17 protein-coding genes are annotated in these 13,735 nt (G+C 72.1%); 9 read left to right on the top strand and 8 right to left on the bottom strand.

Going from position 1 to position 13,735, the window contains the following annotated elements:
* Positions 1 to 39: 39 nt before the first annotated feature.
* Positions 40 to 240 (top strand): hypothetical protein, encoded by a 201-nt coding sequence (locus ACIGNX_RS03865; protein WP_396536024.1) that lies wholly within the window; start codon positions 40 to 42, stop codon positions 238 to 240.
* Between the two features lie 25 nt (positions 241 to 265).
* On the opposite strand, the gene ACIGNX_RS03860 is transcribed toward ACIGNX_RS03865, so the two are convergent.
* Positions 266 to 475, bottom strand: a complete 210-nt coding sequence (locus ACIGNX_RS03860; protein ID WP_396536022.1) for a hypothetical protein — start codon at positions 473 to 475, stop codon at positions 266 to 268.
* Between the two features lie 130 nt (positions 476 to 605).
* On the opposite strand from ACIGNX_RS03860, the gene ACIGNX_RS03855 reads away from it, so the two are divergent.
* Positions 606 to 1,358, top strand: a complete 753-nt coding sequence (locus ACIGNX_RS03855) for a GntR family transcriptional regulator (RefSeq protein WP_396536020.1) — start codon at positions 606 to 608, stop codon at positions 1,356 to 1,358.
* A 45-nt stretch (positions 1,359 to 1,403) separates the two neighbouring features.
* Here the strand turns inward: ACIGNX_RS03855 and ACIGNX_RS03850 are convergent, their stop codons facing one another.
* Positions 1,404 to 2,390 (bottom strand): aldo/keto reductase family protein, encoded by a 987-nt coding sequence (locus tag ACIGNX_RS03850; protein ID WP_396536018.1) that lies wholly within the window; start codon positions 2,388 to 2,390, stop codon positions 1,404 to 1,406.
* Positions 2,391 to 2,579: 189 nt separating this feature from the next.
* Here ACIGNX_RS03850 and ACIGNX_RS03845 point away from each other — a divergent pair, with 189 nt between their 5' ends.
* Positions 2,580 to 3,728, top strand: a complete 1,149-nt coding sequence (locus ACIGNX_RS03845) for a hypothetical protein (protein ID WP_396536016.1) — start codon at positions 2,580 to 2,582, stop codon at positions 3,726 to 3,728.
* A gap of 3 nt (positions 3,729 to 3,731) precedes the next feature.
* On the opposite strand, the gene ACIGNX_RS03840 is transcribed toward ACIGNX_RS03845, so the two are convergent.
* Positions 3,732 to 4,367 (bottom strand): DUF3043 domain-containing protein, encoded by a 636-nt coding sequence (locus ACIGNX_RS03840; protein ID WP_396536014.1) that lies wholly within the window; start codon positions 4,365 to 4,367, stop codon positions 3,732 to 3,734.
* A 42-nt stretch (positions 4,368 to 4,409) separates the two neighbouring features.
* Between ACIGNX_RS03840 and ACIGNX_RS03835 the strand changes: the two genes are divergently transcribed.
* The 3 genes from ACIGNX_RS03835 (at position 4,410) to ACIGNX_RS03825 (ending at position 6,214) form a co-directional block, all read left to right on the top strand.
* Entirely contained in the window at positions 4,410 to 5,429 is a 1,020-nt protein-coding gene (locus ACIGNX_RS03835) for a glycerate kinase (protein ID WP_396536012.1), read from the top strand.
* A 90-nt stretch (positions 5,430 to 5,519) separates the two neighbouring features.
* Positions 5,520 to 5,894, top strand: coding sequence for a HesB/IscA family protein (locus ACIGNX_RS03830; RefSeq protein ID WP_396536010.1), 375 nt, complete (start codon positions 5,520 to 5,522; stop codon positions 5,892 to 5,894).
* An 83-nt stretch (positions 5,895 to 5,977) separates the two neighbouring features.
* The gene (locus ACIGNX_RS03825) at positions 5,978 to 6,214 is read left to right on the top strand and encodes a PASTA domain-containing protein (protein WP_396536008.1); all 237 of its coding nucleotides are present in this window, start codon (positions 5,978 to 5,980) and stop codon (positions 6,212 to 6,214) included.
* Here the strand turns inward: ACIGNX_RS03825 and ACIGNX_RS03820 are convergent.
* Both ACIGNX_RS03820 and ACIGNX_RS03815 read right to left on the bottom strand, forming a co-directional pair.
* Positions 6,205 to 6,378, bottom strand: a complete 174-nt coding sequence (locus tag ACIGNX_RS03820; protein WP_396536006.1) for a hypothetical protein — start codon at positions 6,376 to 6,378, stop codon at positions 6,205 to 6,207. The genes ACIGNX_RS03825 and ACIGNX_RS03820 overlap by 10 nt on opposite strands.
* 73 nt (positions 6,379 to 6,451) lie before the next feature.
* On the bottom strand, positions 6,452 to 7,630 hold the full coding sequence (locus tag ACIGNX_RS03815; RefSeq protein WP_396536004.1) for an MFS transporter: 1,179 nt from the start codon (positions 7,628 to 7,630) through the stop codon (positions 6,452 to 6,454).
* An 80-nt stretch (positions 7,631 to 7,710) separates the two neighbouring features.
* On the opposite strand from ACIGNX_RS03815, the gene ACIGNX_RS03810 reads away from it, so the two are divergent.
* Positions 7,711 to 8,112 carry a MerR family transcriptional regulator gene (locus tag ACIGNX_RS03810; RefSeq protein ID WP_396536002.1) on the top strand — a complete coding sequence of 134 codons (402 nt, stop codon included), beginning with the start codon at positions 7,711 to 7,713 and terminating at the stop codon, positions 8,110 to 8,112.
* A gap of 57 nt (positions 8,113 to 8,169) precedes the next feature.
* Here the strand turns inward: ACIGNX_RS03810 and asnB are convergent, their stop codons facing one another.
* Positions 8,170 to 10,098 (bottom strand): asparagine synthase (glutamine-hydrolyzing), encoded by a 1,929-nt coding sequence (gene asnB / locus ACIGNX_RS03805; protein WP_396536000.1) that lies wholly within the window; start codon positions 10,096 to 10,098, stop codon positions 8,170 to 8,172.
* 207 nt (positions 10,099 to 10,305) lie between these two features.
* On the opposite strand from asnB, the gene coxB reads away from it, so the two are divergent.
* Both coxB and ACIGNX_RS03795 read left to right on the top strand, forming a co-directional pair.
* Positions 10,306 to 11,238, top strand: coding sequence for a cytochrome c oxidase subunit II (coxB, locus tag ACIGNX_RS03800; RefSeq protein ID WP_396535998.1), 933 nt, complete (start codon positions 10,306 to 10,308; stop codon positions 11,236 to 11,238).
* A 12-nt stretch (positions 11,239 to 11,250) separates the two neighbouring features.
* On the top strand, positions 11,251 to 11,667 hold the full coding sequence (locus ACIGNX_RS03795; RefSeq protein WP_396535996.1) for a cytochrome c oxidase subunit 4: 417 nt from the start codon (positions 11,251 to 11,253) through the stop codon (positions 11,665 to 11,667).
* A gap of 53 nt (positions 11,668 to 11,720) precedes the next feature.
* On the opposite strand, the gene ACIGNX_RS03790 is transcribed toward ACIGNX_RS03795, so the two are convergent.
* Together ACIGNX_RS03790 and trpD are read right to left on the bottom strand one after the other, a co-directional pair.
* Complete coding sequence (locus ACIGNX_RS03790; RefSeq protein WP_396535994.1) at positions 11,721 to 12,389, bottom strand: lysophospholipid acyltransferase family protein; 669 nt, start codon at positions 12,387 to 12,389, stop codon at positions 11,721 to 11,723.
* 287 nt (positions 12,390 to 12,676) lie between these two features.
* Positions 12,677 to 13,729: an anthranilate phosphoribosyltransferase gene (gene trpD, locus ACIGNX_RS03785; RefSeq protein WP_396535992.1), complete on the bottom strand. Its 1,053-nt coding sequence runs from the start codon at positions 13,727 to 13,729 to the stop codon at positions 12,677 to 12,679.
* Between the last annotated feature and the right edge of the window lie 6 nt (positions 13,730 to 13,735).

Below are 13,735 nucleotides of genomic sequence, written 5' to 3'. Positions count from 1 at the left end.
GGGAACGTTACCCGTCCGGAGCGGTGCGAGGAGGTCGTCGTGGAGTACCGGTGGCGGTACCAGGACGAGCAGGGGCAGGAGGTCGACGGCCCGGCCGTGACCTTCCCCGACCAGACCGCGGCCGAGGACTGGTTCGGCGGGGCGTGGGTCGAGCTGCGGGAGGCGGGCGTCGCGCAGGTGACGTTGCTGCGCAGCGAGTCGGAGGTCTACGGCCCGATGTCCCTGGCCCCGGCCGAGTAGCCGGGGCGGGGGCGCGTCACGTCGGTCAGGCCGCGAGCCGCCGCAGTTCCGCGATCCGCGTGCCGAGCACCCGGTACAGCTCCTCGGCCGCCCCGGGCGTCAGCGCCAGGGTCGCCGCCGTGCCGAAGCTGATCTCGTAGTCACCGTCGGCGGTGACGGACTCGGTCAACCGCACCCCTTCCGTGACCCTGACGTACGACGTCTGCTCGACCGCGTCGGGCGACTGCATCACCATTCGTGACAACCTCTTCCATCCTCACGTGCCCACATGATCAGACCGACCGGTCTTGCTATCTAGATAGGTCGATGGCGCTGAACGTACACAGTGGGCGCAGAGGTGTCTAGATAGGTTCTACGATGGAGTGATGGTGCGGATGAAGCCGTGGGTGGAGATCGCCGAGGAACTCCGGCGTGAGATCGACCGGGGCGTCTACGGGCCCGGCGAGCGACTGCCCTCCGGAAGCGAGCTGATGAGCCGCTTCGGGGTGGCCCGGCAGACCGTCCAGAACGCGATCGACCAGCTGCGGGCGGAGGGGCTGGTGTTGAGCGCGGTCGGCAAGGGGTGGTTCGTGTCGGAGCGGAAGCCGATCGTCCGGCTCGCCCGCAACCGGCTGAGCAAGGCCGAGCGCACCGAGGGGCGCGGGACGTTCCTGTCCGACGCCGCGGCCGGGAGGTGGACACCCGCCGTCACGGTGAAGGTCGGGCGGGAGCGGGCGCGTGAAGAGGTCCGCTCCTACCTCGAGCTGGACCCCGCCCGGGACCCCGAGGTGGTCGTGCGCGATCGGGTGATGCGCGCCGACGGCGAAGTGGTGCAGTTGGCCGTGTCGTACCTGCCCGCCGAGATCGCCGGTGGCACACGGCTCGAAGAGGCCGACACCGGACCGGGCGGGACCTACGCGCGGCTGGAGGAGATGGGCTTCGGGCTGACGCACTTCACCGAGGTGGTGTCGGCGCGATCGCCCCGGCCGCGGGAGGCGGAGCTGCTGCAGGTCCCGTTCGGCTTCCCGGTGATCCAGGTGGTCCGGGTCGCCTTCGCGGGCGACCGCGCGGTCGAGGTCAACTTCATCACCCTGAGCAGCGAGCGCTACCAGCTCGTCTACCAGATCGACGCCGACTGACGGGCGGGGCACCGCGACGGGTACCCCGCCCGCACCGGGTCCGCGTCAGGGCGTGACGGTGAACCGGGGGTCGGTCTCCACGACGCCTTCCAGCACCTGATCGATCTTCTCCAGCAGCTCCGCCTCCAGCTTCACGCCGGCGGCCTTGACGTTCTCGTGCACCTGCTCCGGGCGGGACGCGCCGATGATCGCGCTGGCCACGTTCGGGTTCTGCAGGACCCACGCGACGGCGAGCTGGGCCAGCGTCAGGCCGGCCTCCTCGGCCAGCGGCTTGAGCTGCTGGACCTTCGTCAGCACCTCGTCGCGCAGGAAGCGCTGGATGAACTTCGAGCCCGCCTCGTCGGTGGCCCGCGAACCCTCCGGCACGGGCTGACCCGGCTGGTACTTGCCGGTCAGCACGCCCTGGGCGATGGGCGACCACACGATCTGGCTGATGCCCTCGCGCTCGGAGGTGGGGACGACCTGCGACTCGATGACGCGCCACAGCATCGAGTACTGCGGCTGGTTCGAGATGAACGGCACGTTCAGCTCGCGCGCCAGCGCCGCGCCGCGGGCGATCTGGTCGGCGTTCCACTCCGAGACGCCGATGTAGAGCACCTTGCCCTGCCGCACGAGGTCGGCGAAGGCGAGCATCGTCTCCTCCAGCGGCACGGACTTGTCGTACCGGTGGGCCTGGTAGAGGTCGACGTAGTCGGTCTGCAGGCGCTTGAGCGAGCCGTTGATCGACTCCATGATGTGCTTGCGGCCGAGGCCCTTGTCGTTGGGGCCGCCGGGACCGGTGGGCCAGAAGACCTTCGTGAAGATCTCCAGCGACTCGCGGCGCTGACCCGCCAGCGCCCGGCCCAGCACCGACTCGGCCTTGGTGTTGGCGTAGACGTCGGCGGTGTCGAACGTGGTGATGCCCGCGTCGAGCGCGGCCCGGACGCAGGCCGTCGCCTGGTCCTCCTCGACCTGGGAACCGTGGGTGAGCCAGTTGCCGTACGAGATCTCGCTGATGTTCAGGCCACTGCGGCCGAGGCGTCGGAACTCCATGCGGCAAGCCTAGTACCGGATCGTTCGGGTAGCTAATGAACTCCGCGCGGGTGGCGGACCCCGCAACGGTGCGGTCCGCCGTTGGGCCGATCAGGTGGTGGTGGCCGGCGGCGGTATCCCTCGCCGCGCCGCCCGGTCCGATGTCACCGTGGGCACCGACGGGGGCCCGGGACCGCCTTGGAGGGCTCAGTGAAGATCGTCGCGGTGCGGAGCGTGACCGACGAGCACCGGGTGCGGGTGGTGGTCGACGAGGAACTGGTGTTCGGCGCGGGCGAGACGCGTCCCGCGGCACCGGGCTTCGGCTACGACGGCTACACCTACGAGCTGGTCGCCGAGCACCCCGACGGCTCGGCGCGCTACCGCCGCACGCGCGGTGTCCGGCCCGCGCGCGACCACTCCGGCACGCCCGCGCACGTCGAGCTGACGGGGTGGCTGGCGGAGCACCCGACCGCGAACTTCGCCGAGCTGCGCGGACGGGCGGCCACCGTGGCCGGGGCCGACGACGACCTGCTCGTGCAGCTCGCGGGGGAGCACTTCGCCCCCGCCGTCCGGTTCAGCGACCCGACCCACCTCGCGCCCAAGAGCGGCACCACCTCGACCTGGGCGTACCACCGCGACGGCGGGCACTGGCCGCGCAAGACGCTGCTCGCCGCCGGTCGGCACATGAGCGAGAACTCCGACGCCTCCGACATGGTCTCGCTGGCCCTGAGCGAGGCCGCCTTCCTGCACAACGCCGACGTGGTGGCCACGTCGCTGATCTACGGGGGCGCCGACGGGCACGCCGAGGTGATCTCGTCGTTCCTGCTGCCGAAGGGGAGCTTCATCCACCCCGACGACGTCGAGGCGGTGCGCACGATGGGCATCGCCGGTCACCGCTCCCGGGGCGAGACCGAGGTGCTCTTCTACGGCGCGGGCCTGGCGCACTACGTCGTCTCGGTGCGGCCGAACCCCTACGGCCAGGCCGACCTCCAGCCGCTCCAGCACCCCGGCGAGACCGAGGACGCCGTCCCGGACGAGCCGACCCCGGTGCGCGACCGGCCGATCGACACCAAGCGCGTGGTGGGGCGGCTCGACGACTTCCGGGCGGAGGTGCGGGACCTGCTGGCGTGGCTGGCCACCTGGGAGGCCGCGGTGCCCGCGGTGGCCGGGCTGCGCGACGACCTGGCGGCGTTGACCGTCACCGGGTCGGTCGACACGCCGCTGAAGGCGGGCCAGGCGCTGCGCCGGACGGGCGCCCGGATCACCGGGCTCGACCGCGCCGGGCTGTCCGGGGACGCCGCCGGGCACGTGACCGAGCTGGTCGGGCGCTGGGAGGCGCTGCTGCTGCCCTACCGGTAGCCGTCAGACCTTGTCGCCGGGGCTCACCCGCGGCTTGGGCACGCGCAGCCTGCGGAGCTGGCTGGCGCGGATGAACGAGTACCAGCCGATCGACAGGCCGCGCGTGGTGTCGTTCGGGAACTTCAGCCGCACCCGCCGGGTCACCAGGCGGCCGAGCACGAAGCCCTCCACGATCATCGCCAGCAGCATGAACGTGGTCAGCAGGGTCGCGTACTGCTGGATCGCGGGCATCGGCACGAGCAGCGCCACGAACACCAGGATGGCCAGCGGCATGAACAGGCCCATGAGGTTGCGCCGGGAGTCGACCACGTCGCGGATGTACGCCTTCACCGGGCCGCGGTCGCGGGGCAGCAGGTACTTGTCCTCGCCCGCCATCATCCGCTGGCGGCGCTCGGTCGCCGCGGCGCGGCGCTCCTCCTTGGACACCTTGTTGCCGCGCGCCCGCTTCAACGCCTCCCGCTGCGTGCGGGGAGGCGGCGGGACGGGACCGCGCCGCTTGCCCTCGGCCTCGCGCCGCTTCGGCGTGGGCCTGCCCTTGCCGGGCGTGCGCGACGGGTCTGCCGGGGTCACCTCCGCGGGAGCGTGCTCGGCGGTGGTGGTCTCGTCGGCTTCGTCGGCGTTGCGGCGCAGGAACTTCACCGCACCAGAGTAGGAGATGCCCGGATAAGTACTGTTCGCGAGGTGCGAGTTGTTATTGCGCCGGACTGCTTCGGCGGAACGCTGACCGCGCGGGAGGCCGCCGAGGCCGTGGCCGAGGGGTGGGGCCGCACCGCCCCCGACGACGAGCTGCTGCTGCGCCCGCTGGCCGACGGCGGACCGGGGTTCGTGGACGTCCTGCACGCCGCGCTGGGCGGCACGCTGCACGTGACGACCGTCACGGGACCGCTGGGCACGCCGACCGGGGCCCGCTGGCTGGAGCACGACGGGTGGGCCTACGTCGAGTCCGCCCAGGCGTGCGGCCTGCACCTCGTGCCCGTGGACGAACGGCCGCGGGCCGCCGAGACGGCCACCACCAGGGGCGTGGGCGAGCTGGTCAACGCCGCCGTCGACGCGGGCGTGCACACCGTCGTGGTCGGGCTGGGCGGTTCCGGCACGACGGACGGCGGCGCCGGGCTGCGGGAGACCGTGCGGCCGACGACGGCCCGGCTGGTCGCCGCGGCCGACGTCGAGAACCCCCTGCTGGGCCCGCACGGCGCCGCGCGGACGTTCGGGCCGCAGAAGGGCGCGTCACCTGAAGCGGTGATCCGACTGGAGGCGCGGCTGGCCGCGATGGAGGAGCTGGCCGACGTCCGCGACCGGCCGGGCGCGGGCGCGGCCGGGGGCCTGGGAGCCGCGCTGATGGCGCTCGGCGCGACCGTGGAGTCCGGTGCGGGGCTGGTCCGCTCGCTGACCCGGCTGGACGAGGCGCTCGACCGCGCCGACCTGGCCGTGACCGGCGAGGGGAGCTTCGACTGGCAGTCGCTGCGCGGGAAGCTGGTGACCGCCGTCGCGGGCGGCGCGGCCGAGCGCGGTCTGCCCTGCGTGGTGCTCGCCGGCCAGGTCGCGGTGGGTCGGCGGGAGGCGGCGGCGGCCGGCGTGCAGGAGGCGCACGCGGTGGCCGAGCACGCCGGCTCGGTGGCGCGCAGCCTCGCCGACCCGGCGGGCACGCTGGCCGACCTCGCCGAGCACGTCGCGAGGCAGTGGTCACACCATCGGGGGTGACGTCTGTGCGACCATGGGGAGTAGGAACAAAGCGGGTGCTTCCCGTGTTGCCCGGAATAGATGCCCGCAAAGGACCTCTGAGGGAGAGCCATGACGACCGCTCAGGACGCAAGCACCTCGACTCCTGACGCCCCGCCCACCCACGGCGTGACGCTGACCGACGCGGCCGCCGTGAAGGCGAAGGCGCTGCTGGACCAGGAGGGGCGCGACGACATGCACCTGCGCATCGCCGTCCAGCCCGGTGGTTGCGCGGGGCTGCGTTACCAGCTGTTCTTCGACGAGCGCACGCTCGACGGCGACGCGCTGCGCGACTTCGGCGGCCTGAAGGTGGCCGTGGACCGCATGAGCGCCCCGTACGTCGAGGGCGCGGTGATCGACTTCGTCGACACGATCGAGAAGCAGGGTTTCACCATCGACAACCCGAACGCGGGCGGCTCGTGCGCCTGCGGCGACTCGTTCCACTGATCGACCGCTGGGACCGCAGTACTACCGAAGGGCCCTCGCCGCGTGGCGAGGGCCCTTCGGGTTCTTGCGGGGAAGCTGGGACCATGACGCACACCGCTGTGCCGCTCCTGGTGGGTCTGACGGTGCCCGACGCCCGCGCGCTCGGGCAGGAGGCGGGCGTCGTGGTGACGTCCCGCGACATCGACGGGCCGCCGCTGGGCGCCCTCACCTGGCCCGGGACCTGGGTCGTCACCGCCCAGGAGCCGGCGGCGGGCACCCCCGTGCGCCGCGGCGCGGTGGTGATGGTCGACTTCGAGCAGGTCCCCGACCCTCAGACGTAGGCGTCGAGGTCCGCGACCTGGGCGTAGGCGGCGTCGTCCACCCGCCAGGGCTCCGCGGCGGCGTGCGGGTCCGGGAAGGCCCTGCCCTCGCCGCGCAGTTCACCCGGCACCTCGGTGCAGTCCTCGATCAGCTCGGCCAACGTGTCCGCCTCGGTGTTCCTCATCCCGCCGACCGTATTCGCGCCGAGTGCTTGACAAAAGCCCTACCGGGCGGTAGCACCGCCCGGTAGGGCCATCTCACACGTGCGCGGCCAGGGGCCGCGGGCCCGCCGCCGCCGTCGAGCGGGCGGTCGCCCGGCCGACCGCCAGGGCCACCCCCACGCCGAGGACGGTCGACAGGCCGCCGACGGTCCCGACCCACCGCAGGCCCAGCCCACCGGTCAGCACCGCCCCGCCCAGCAGCGGTCCCAGCGCCGCGGCCACGTTGAAGGCGGAGATGTTCACGGAGGCGACCAGGCCGGACGCCGAACCCGCCTGGCCCATCAGGTAGGTGTGGACCAGCGGACCCGCCGTGAACGCGCTCGCGCCCAGCGCGAACAGGCCGACCACGGCCCCCGCCTTGCTGCCCAGCAGGAAGCCCTGCGCGAGCAGCGCCGCGGCGAGCACCACGAGCGGCACCGGCAGCACCCGGGCGATCCGGTCGGGCGGCACGCGCCCCGCCAGCGTGCTGCCGACCAGCGTCCCCAGGCCGTACACCAGCAGCACGCCGGTCACCCAGCCCGGCTCGAAGCCGCTCACCTCGCGCAACGCGGGCGCCACGTAGGTGAAGGCGGTGATCAGGCCGGTGAACGACAGGACCGTCGTGGCCAGCCCCAGCAGCACGGTGGACCTGCCGAACGCGAACAGGCCGGCCCGCACCCCGGGGTCGGGCTCGTGCGCGACCTTCGGCGTGCCCAGTGCGACTCCGGCCAGCCCGATCGCGGTCAGGGCCGCGACCAGCGCGAACGACGCCCGCCAGCCGTAGTTCTGGCCGATCAGCGTGCCCAGCGGGATGCCCAGGATGGTCGACAGCGCCACGCCGTTGACGACCTTGGCGATGGCGGCCGTCTGCTTCTCCGGCGGCGCGGCGGCGATGGCCACCTGGGACGCCACCGCGAAGAACAGGCCCTGGGCGAGGGCGGCCACCATGCGCGCGGTCATGAGCAGGGCGTAGTCGTGGGCCAGGGCGCTGCCCGCGGAGGCCACCAGGGCCAGCGCCATGACGGCGATCAGGAGCTTGCGGCGCGCGATGCGCCCGGTGAACGCGGTGAGCACCGGGCCGCCGACGGCCACCGAGACGGCGTACGCGGTCACCAGGAGCCCCGCGGTCGGCACGTCCACCCCGAGGTCGGCGGCGACCTCGGGCAGCACGCCGACGATGATGAACTCTGACGTCCCCACGGCGAATGCGCTGAGCATCAGGATGAAGGCGATCACGGCGACGACGCTAAAGTGTGACACTGACGTCAGGGTCAAGGTTGCGTGATCATCGGCTCTTCTCGACGGGAGTGGGAATAGTGCTGATCGGCGAACTCGCGGAGCGGACCGGCGCCACCGTGCGCATGCTGCGCTACTACGACCAGCAGGGGCTGCTGACGCCGCAGCGCACGGACTCCCGCTACCGGGTCTACGACGAGTCCGACGTGGAGCGCGTCCGCAGCGTCCGCTGCCTCATCGCCTCCGGCCTGAACGTGCGCCTGGCCAGGCTGGTGCTCGCGCACGCGTTCGACCAGGACGTCCAGCTGCCCGACGACGAGGCGGGGTGCGTGCCGCTGCTGCGCCTGCTGAACGAGGAGCTGGCCTCCGTCGACGCCCGCATCGACCAGCTCACCCGCAGCAAGGAGCACCTGACCAGGCTGGTCGCCGACGTGACCCGCATCCTGGAGGACAAGCGCCCGCCCGAGCCGCGGGCCTGCTGAGGACCACGCGCGAGGGCCCCCGGCGCGAACGCGCACCGGGGGCCCTCGCGGAACGGGCTAGAGCTTGACGGGGTAGTGCGGCTCGGGGACGACCGGGCGGATCCGGCCCTCCACGAAGATCCCGTGCCAGATCATGAACACCAGCAGCGCCCAGATGCGGCGGCTGTTGTCCGCCACGCCCGACCGGTGCTCCTCGATGACCCGCAGCACCGCGCCCTTGTCCAGGTACTGGTCGGTCTGCGACTGGCGCACGTGGTCCACCGCCCAGTCGTGCATCTCGTCCTTCAGCCAGTGCCGGATCGGCACCGGGAAGCCCAGCTTGCGGCGGTTCAGCACGTGCGCGGGCACGATGTCGCGGATCGCCCGGCGCAGCGCGTGCTTCGTCGTCTCCCGGGTCAGCTTCAGCTCCGACGGCACCTGCGAGGCGATCCGGAACACCTCCGGGTCCAGGAACGGCACCCGCAGCTCCAGCGAGTTCGCCATCGTCATCTTGTCGGCCTTGACCAGGATGTCGCCGCGCAGCCACGTGAACAGGTCCACGTGCTGCATCCGCGTCACCGGGTCCCAGCCCTCCGACTCGCGGTACGGCTGGGCGGTCACGTCCTTGTGCGACACGTTCGGGTCGTACGTGCGCAGCACCTGCCGCAGCTGGTCGTCCATGAAGATCCGGGCGTTGCCGTAGTAGCGCTCCTCCAGGGTGAGCGCGCCCCGCCGCAGCAGGTCCTTGCCGCGCACGCCCTGCGGGATCTTCGTGGACACCTTGCCCATGGCCTTGCGCAGCGCGCCCGGCACCTTCTCGAACGGCGCCAGCGACAGCGGCTCGCGGTAGATCGTGTAGCCGCCGAACAGCTCGTCCGCGCCCTCGCCCGACAGCACCACCTTCACGTGCTCGCGCGCCTCGCGGGCGATGAACCACAGCGGCACCAGCGCCGGGTCGGCCACCGGGTCGTCCAGGTACCACGTGATGAGGGGCAGGGCGTCCATCATCTCCTGCGCCGTTACCGCCCGCACGACGTGCTTGACCCCGATCGCGGCGGCCGACTCGGCGGCCACGTCGATCTCGGAGTAGCCCTGCCGCTCGAACCCGGTGGTGAACGTGATCAGGTCCGGGTTGTGCTCCTTGGCCAGCGCCGCGACCACGGTCGAGTCGATGCCGCCGGACAGGAACGAGCCGACCGTCACGTCCGCGCGCATGTGCTTGGCCACCGAGTCGCGCAGCGCCTCGGTGATCTCGTCGTAGAGCCGGTTCTCGTCCGCCTCGCCGCGCACGGTGCGCGGCCGGAACGTGGCCGGGAAGTACCGCTCGACGACCGGCGTGCCGCCCGGCTTGAGCGTGAACGACGTGCCCGACTCGATCCGGTGCACGTGGTTCTGGAGCGATTCCGGCTCCGGCACGTACTGCAGGATCAAGTAGTGCTGGAGCGCCTTGCGGTCGACCGTCGGGGTGATGCCGATGGTCGGCGCCAGCTCCAGCACCGACTTCTTCTCGCTCGAGAACGCCACGCCGCCGGGGCCCGCCGCGTAGTACAGCGGCTTGATGCCGAACGGGTCGCGCGCGCCGAACACCACCCGGCGCGCCTTGTCCCAGATCAGGAACGAGAACATGCCGCGCAGCCGGCCCACCGCCGCCGGACCCCAGTAGTGGTAGGCCGCCACGATGGTCTCGGTGTCGCCGTCGGTGGCGAACACCGCGCCGAACTGCTTCGTCAGCTCCGCCCGCAGCTCCACGTAGTTGTAGATCTCGCCGTTGAACAGGATCGCGTAGCGACCCTGCTGGTCGGGCGGACCCCAGTGCAGGGGCTGGTGGGAGTGCTCGATGTCGATGATGGACAGGCGGTTGAAGCCGAAGACGACCTCACCGCCCTGCCAGGTGCCGCTCTCGTCGGGGCCGCGGTGGCGCATGCAGCGCAGTGCCCCCGCCACCGCCGAGCGCGCCCGCTCGGCCTCGTTCTCGCCAGGGCAAACCAGTCCTACCAGGCCGCACACGCCGTTAACACCCTTCGTGTCGTGTGGAGAAGACTCCAGTATGCCGGGGGCCCGGTGTGTGACCGAAACTGCACTCCACGGGGGCAGCCCCCGACGGGTGACGTGCCAACTCCTGGGCTACGCTCCCGCATGATCCGGCAGGTGGCGAATCCACGCCCTTGCCCGCGAGCGTTGAGACGTTGAGGGCGACTGAGGAGGCGGCGAGCAGTGGGCCTGAAGGAGGGCACCAGGGCAGCCCGGCTGGCGAAGGTCGGCGGGCTGGTCGGCCTGGTCGGCGTCGGGGCCACGGGTTGCTCCACGGAAGAGGTGCTGCGCTTCGGTTGGCCGGTGGCCGTGACGCCGCAGGCCGAGGCGATGCGCGAGCTGTGGACCTGGTCGGTCGTCGCGGCTCTCGCGGTCGGCGTGATCGTGTGGGGCCTGATCCTCTGGTCGGTCGCGTTCCACCGCAAGAAGAGCGAGGAACTGCCCCGCCAGGTCGCCTACAACCTGCCGCTGGAACTCGTGCTGCTGGTCGTGCCGACGATCATCGTCGCGGTGCTGTTCTACTTCACCGCGGTGACGCAGAACTACGTCACGGACAAGTCCGAGAACCCGGACGTCACGGTCGACGTGATCGCGTTCCAGTGGAACTGGGAGTTCCAGTACCCCCAGCACAAGACCGAGAGCGGCAACCTGCCGGTCAGCACGGTCGGCTCGTCCGGCGAGATCCCGCTGCTGGTGGTGCCGCAGGGCAAGTCGATCCGCTTCAACCTGCGCTCGACCGACGTCATCCACTCGTTCTTCGTGCCGGAGTTCCACTTCAAGCGCGACGTCTTCCCCGAGCCGGAGAAGAACAACCAGGACAACTCGTTCCAGATCGACCGGATCGACCGCACCGGGTCGTTCGTCGGTCGCTGCGCCGAGCTGTGCGGCGTCTACCACGCGGTGATGAACTTCGAGGTCAGGGCGCTGCCGCCGGCCGACTTCGACCGCTACATGGACCTGCGGACGCAGACCAACTCCGCCACCGGGCAGCCGTACACGGCCGCCGAGGCGCTGACCGAGATGAACTGCGGCGAGCTGTGCGCGCCGCAGGCCGTGACGACCAAGCCCTTCGACACCGACCGGACTGTCCGCGAGGCGTCCGACGGTGGGAAGTAGGAGGACGCTGCGATGAAGGTCGAAGCGCGCATTTTTGACCTGGTGATGGCGTTCTCGTTCCTGATGGCCGTCGTCTACGGCTACTGGACCTGGGCGGCCACCGACCACGTCGAGCCCGTCGGCGTGGTGGCGCTGGCGCTGACCGGCGGGTTGGCGCTGATCGTGGGCACCTACTTCCGGTTCGTCGCCCGGCGGATCGAGGTGCGGCCCGAGGACAACGCGGACGCCGAGATCAGCGACGGCGCCGGTGAGCTGGGCTTCTTCAGCCCCGGCAGCTACTGGCCGATCGGCCTGGCGGCGGCGGCCGCCACGGCGGGCGTGGCGCTGGCGTTCTGGCACGTCTGGCTGCTGGTGATCGCCGTGGTGCTGGTCCTGATCGCGGTGGGCGGCCTGGTGTTCGAGTACCACACGGGTCCGAGCCACGACTGAGCGCGACTGCGTGCGAGGGGGTCACCCACCGGGGTGGCCCCCTTTCGCGTTGTTCAGGCCGCAGTGGCCGAGTTCTGGTAGCTGTCCACGTACTCCTGCCCCGACAGCTCCAGGATGCGGTACACGATCTCGTCGGTGACCGAGCGCAGCACCGGCAGCGACTCGTGCAGGCCCGCGTAGCGGTCGAACCTCAGCGGCTCGCCGAACCGGACGGTGATGGGCCGCACGCGCGGCAGCCTGCGGTCCACCGGCTGCACCTCGTCGGTGCCGACCAGTCCGACCGGGACGACCGGCGCGCCGGACTCCAGCGCCATCCGCGCCACGCCGGTGCGCCCGCGGTGCAGCCGGCCGTCCAGCGAGCGCGTGCCCTCGGGGTAGATGGCGAACGCGCCACCCGCGTCCAGGATCTCCTTGGCGGTGTCCAGCGACGCCCTGGCGGCCCGGCCGAGCCCCCGGCGCACGGGCACGTGGCCCAGCGAGCCGAAGAAGTACCGGGACAGGGTGCCCTTGACACCCGTGCCCTCGAAGTACTCCGCCTTGGCGAGGAACGAGACGCGGCGCGGCACCACCATCGGGATGACGATGCTGTCGATGAAGGACAGGTGGTTCGGCGCGAGGATCACCGGACCGTCGGCGGGCACGTTCTCCAGCCCCTCGACCGTCGGCCGGTAGACCAGCCGCGCCGTGGGCGCCACGACTCGTTTCATCACCGTGTAGAGCATGTGGACAGCATGACCCGTGCCGGTTGCGCGGCGGTGAAAAGGTGGCCGTCGTCTCGACACGTCACCCGATGGGTCCGGCGCGCAGGCGGCCGACGCCACCGGCGACTCCACTCGCGACCCGTCGGCGACGGCCGTTTCGCCCATCGCCGAACCGCTGCGCGCCCACGCTCCGGTCCCGTGCTTGCCGGAGGGGCGCATGACCGTGCCCAGGTGGACCTGTGGCCTGGCCGGAGGGCGACCCGGGTCCGCCGGTCCGGCCGGGCCGCCGCGATCGCCACCGGGCGGGCTCAGGCGTCCGCCAGGGCCGCCTTCAGCTCCGACGACCGCGCCGCCCAGCGCCGCAGCAGCTCCGCCGCCGCGCCCGAGTCGACCGCCTCCGCCGCCCGGCCCATCGCGCTCGCCAGGTCCGCGTGCAGGTCGCCCGACAACCCCGCGTGGGCCGCCATCGCGCCCGCCGCGTTCAGCAGCACCGCGTCCCGCACCGGGCCCGGCTTGCCGGCCACCAGCTCGCGCACGACCTCGGCGTTCACCGCGGCGTCGCCGCCCCTGAGGTCGTCGGCCAGCGCCGGGGCGACGCCCAGCGCCGACGGGTCGATCCGGTCCGCGCGCACCTCGCCGCCGTCGGCCACCCACACCGACGTCGTGGTGGTCGTGGTGATCTCGTCCATGCCGTCGTCACCGCGCACGACCAGCGTGGTGTTGCCCCGCCGGGCGAACACGCCCGCGACCAGCGGCGCGAGCGCCACCCGGGCGCAGCCCACCAGGCCGACCTTCGGCTGCGCCGGGTTGGTCAGCGGCCCGAGCACGTTGAACGAGGTGGGGATGCCGATCTCCCGGCGCGGCGCGCCCGCGTGCCGGAACCCCGGGTGGAACACCGGGGCGAAGCAGAACCCGATGCCCAGCTCCTCGACGGTCTGCTGCACGCCCAGCGGCGGGAGGTCGATGGCCACGCCCAGCGCCTCCAGCACGTCCGCCGTGCCGCACTTGGACGAGGCCGCCCGGTTGCCGTGCTTGACCACCGGCACGCCGGCGGAGGCCGTGACGATCGCGGCCATGGTGGAGATGTTCACCGAGCCGGAGCTGTCGCCGCCCGTGCCGACGATGTCGGCCGCGCGCACGTCCACGGTGAACCGGCGGGCGTGCCGCAGCATCATCGTCGCGATGCCGTCGACCTCCTCGGGCGTCTCGCCCTTGGCCCGCAGCGCCACCACGAACGCGGCGATCTGCGCGGGGGTGGCCGCACCGGACATCACCTGGTCCATCGCCCAGGCCGTGTCGTCCTGGGACAGGTCGACCCGGTCGACCAGCTGGTTCAGCAGTAACGGCCAGGTGCGCTCCACGGCGAC

The organism is Actinosynnema sp. NPDC053489, assembly GCF_044544865.1.
Classification (GTDB): Bacteria; Actinomycetota; Actinomycetes; order Mycobacteriales; family Pseudonocardiaceae; genus Actinosynnema.
This window is presented reverse-complemented; position numbering and strand designations above follow the sequence as displayed.

Bases quoted from the DNA above. Each gene is read 5' to 3' on its own strand.
- ACIGNX_RS03860 (WP_396536022.1), bottom strand. From the start codon at position 475: ATGGTGATGCAGTCGCCCGACGCGGTCGAGCAGACGTCGTACGTCAGG.
- ACIGNX_RS03855 (WP_396536020.1), top strand. From the start codon at position 606: ATGGTGCGGATGAAGCCGTGGGTGGAGATCGCCGAGGAACTCCGGCGT.
- ACIGNX_RS03850 (WP_396536018.1), bottom strand. From the start codon at position 2,390: ATGGAGTTCCGACGCCTCGGCCGCAGTGGCCTGAACATCAGCGAGATC.
- ACIGNX_RS03830 (WP_396536010.1), top strand. From the start codon at position 5,520: ATGACGACCGCTCAGGACGCAAGCACCTCGACTCCTGACGCCCCGCCC.
- ACIGNX_RS03825 (WP_396536008.1), top strand. From the start codon at position 5,978: ATGACGCACACCGCTGTGCCGCTCCTGGTGGGTCTGACGGTGCCCGAC.
- ACIGNX_RS03820 (WP_396536006.1), bottom strand. From the start codon at position 6,378: ATGAGGAACACCGAGGCGGACACGTTGGCCGAGCTGATCGAGGACTGC.
- ACIGNX_RS03795 (WP_396535996.1), top strand. From the start codon at position 11,251: ATGAAGGTCGAAGCGCGCATTTTTGACCTGGTGATGGCGTTCTCGTTC.
- ACIGNX_RS03790 (WP_396535994.1), bottom strand. From the start codon at position 12,389: ATGCTCTACACGGTGATGAAACGAGTCGTGGCGCCCACGGCGCGGCTG.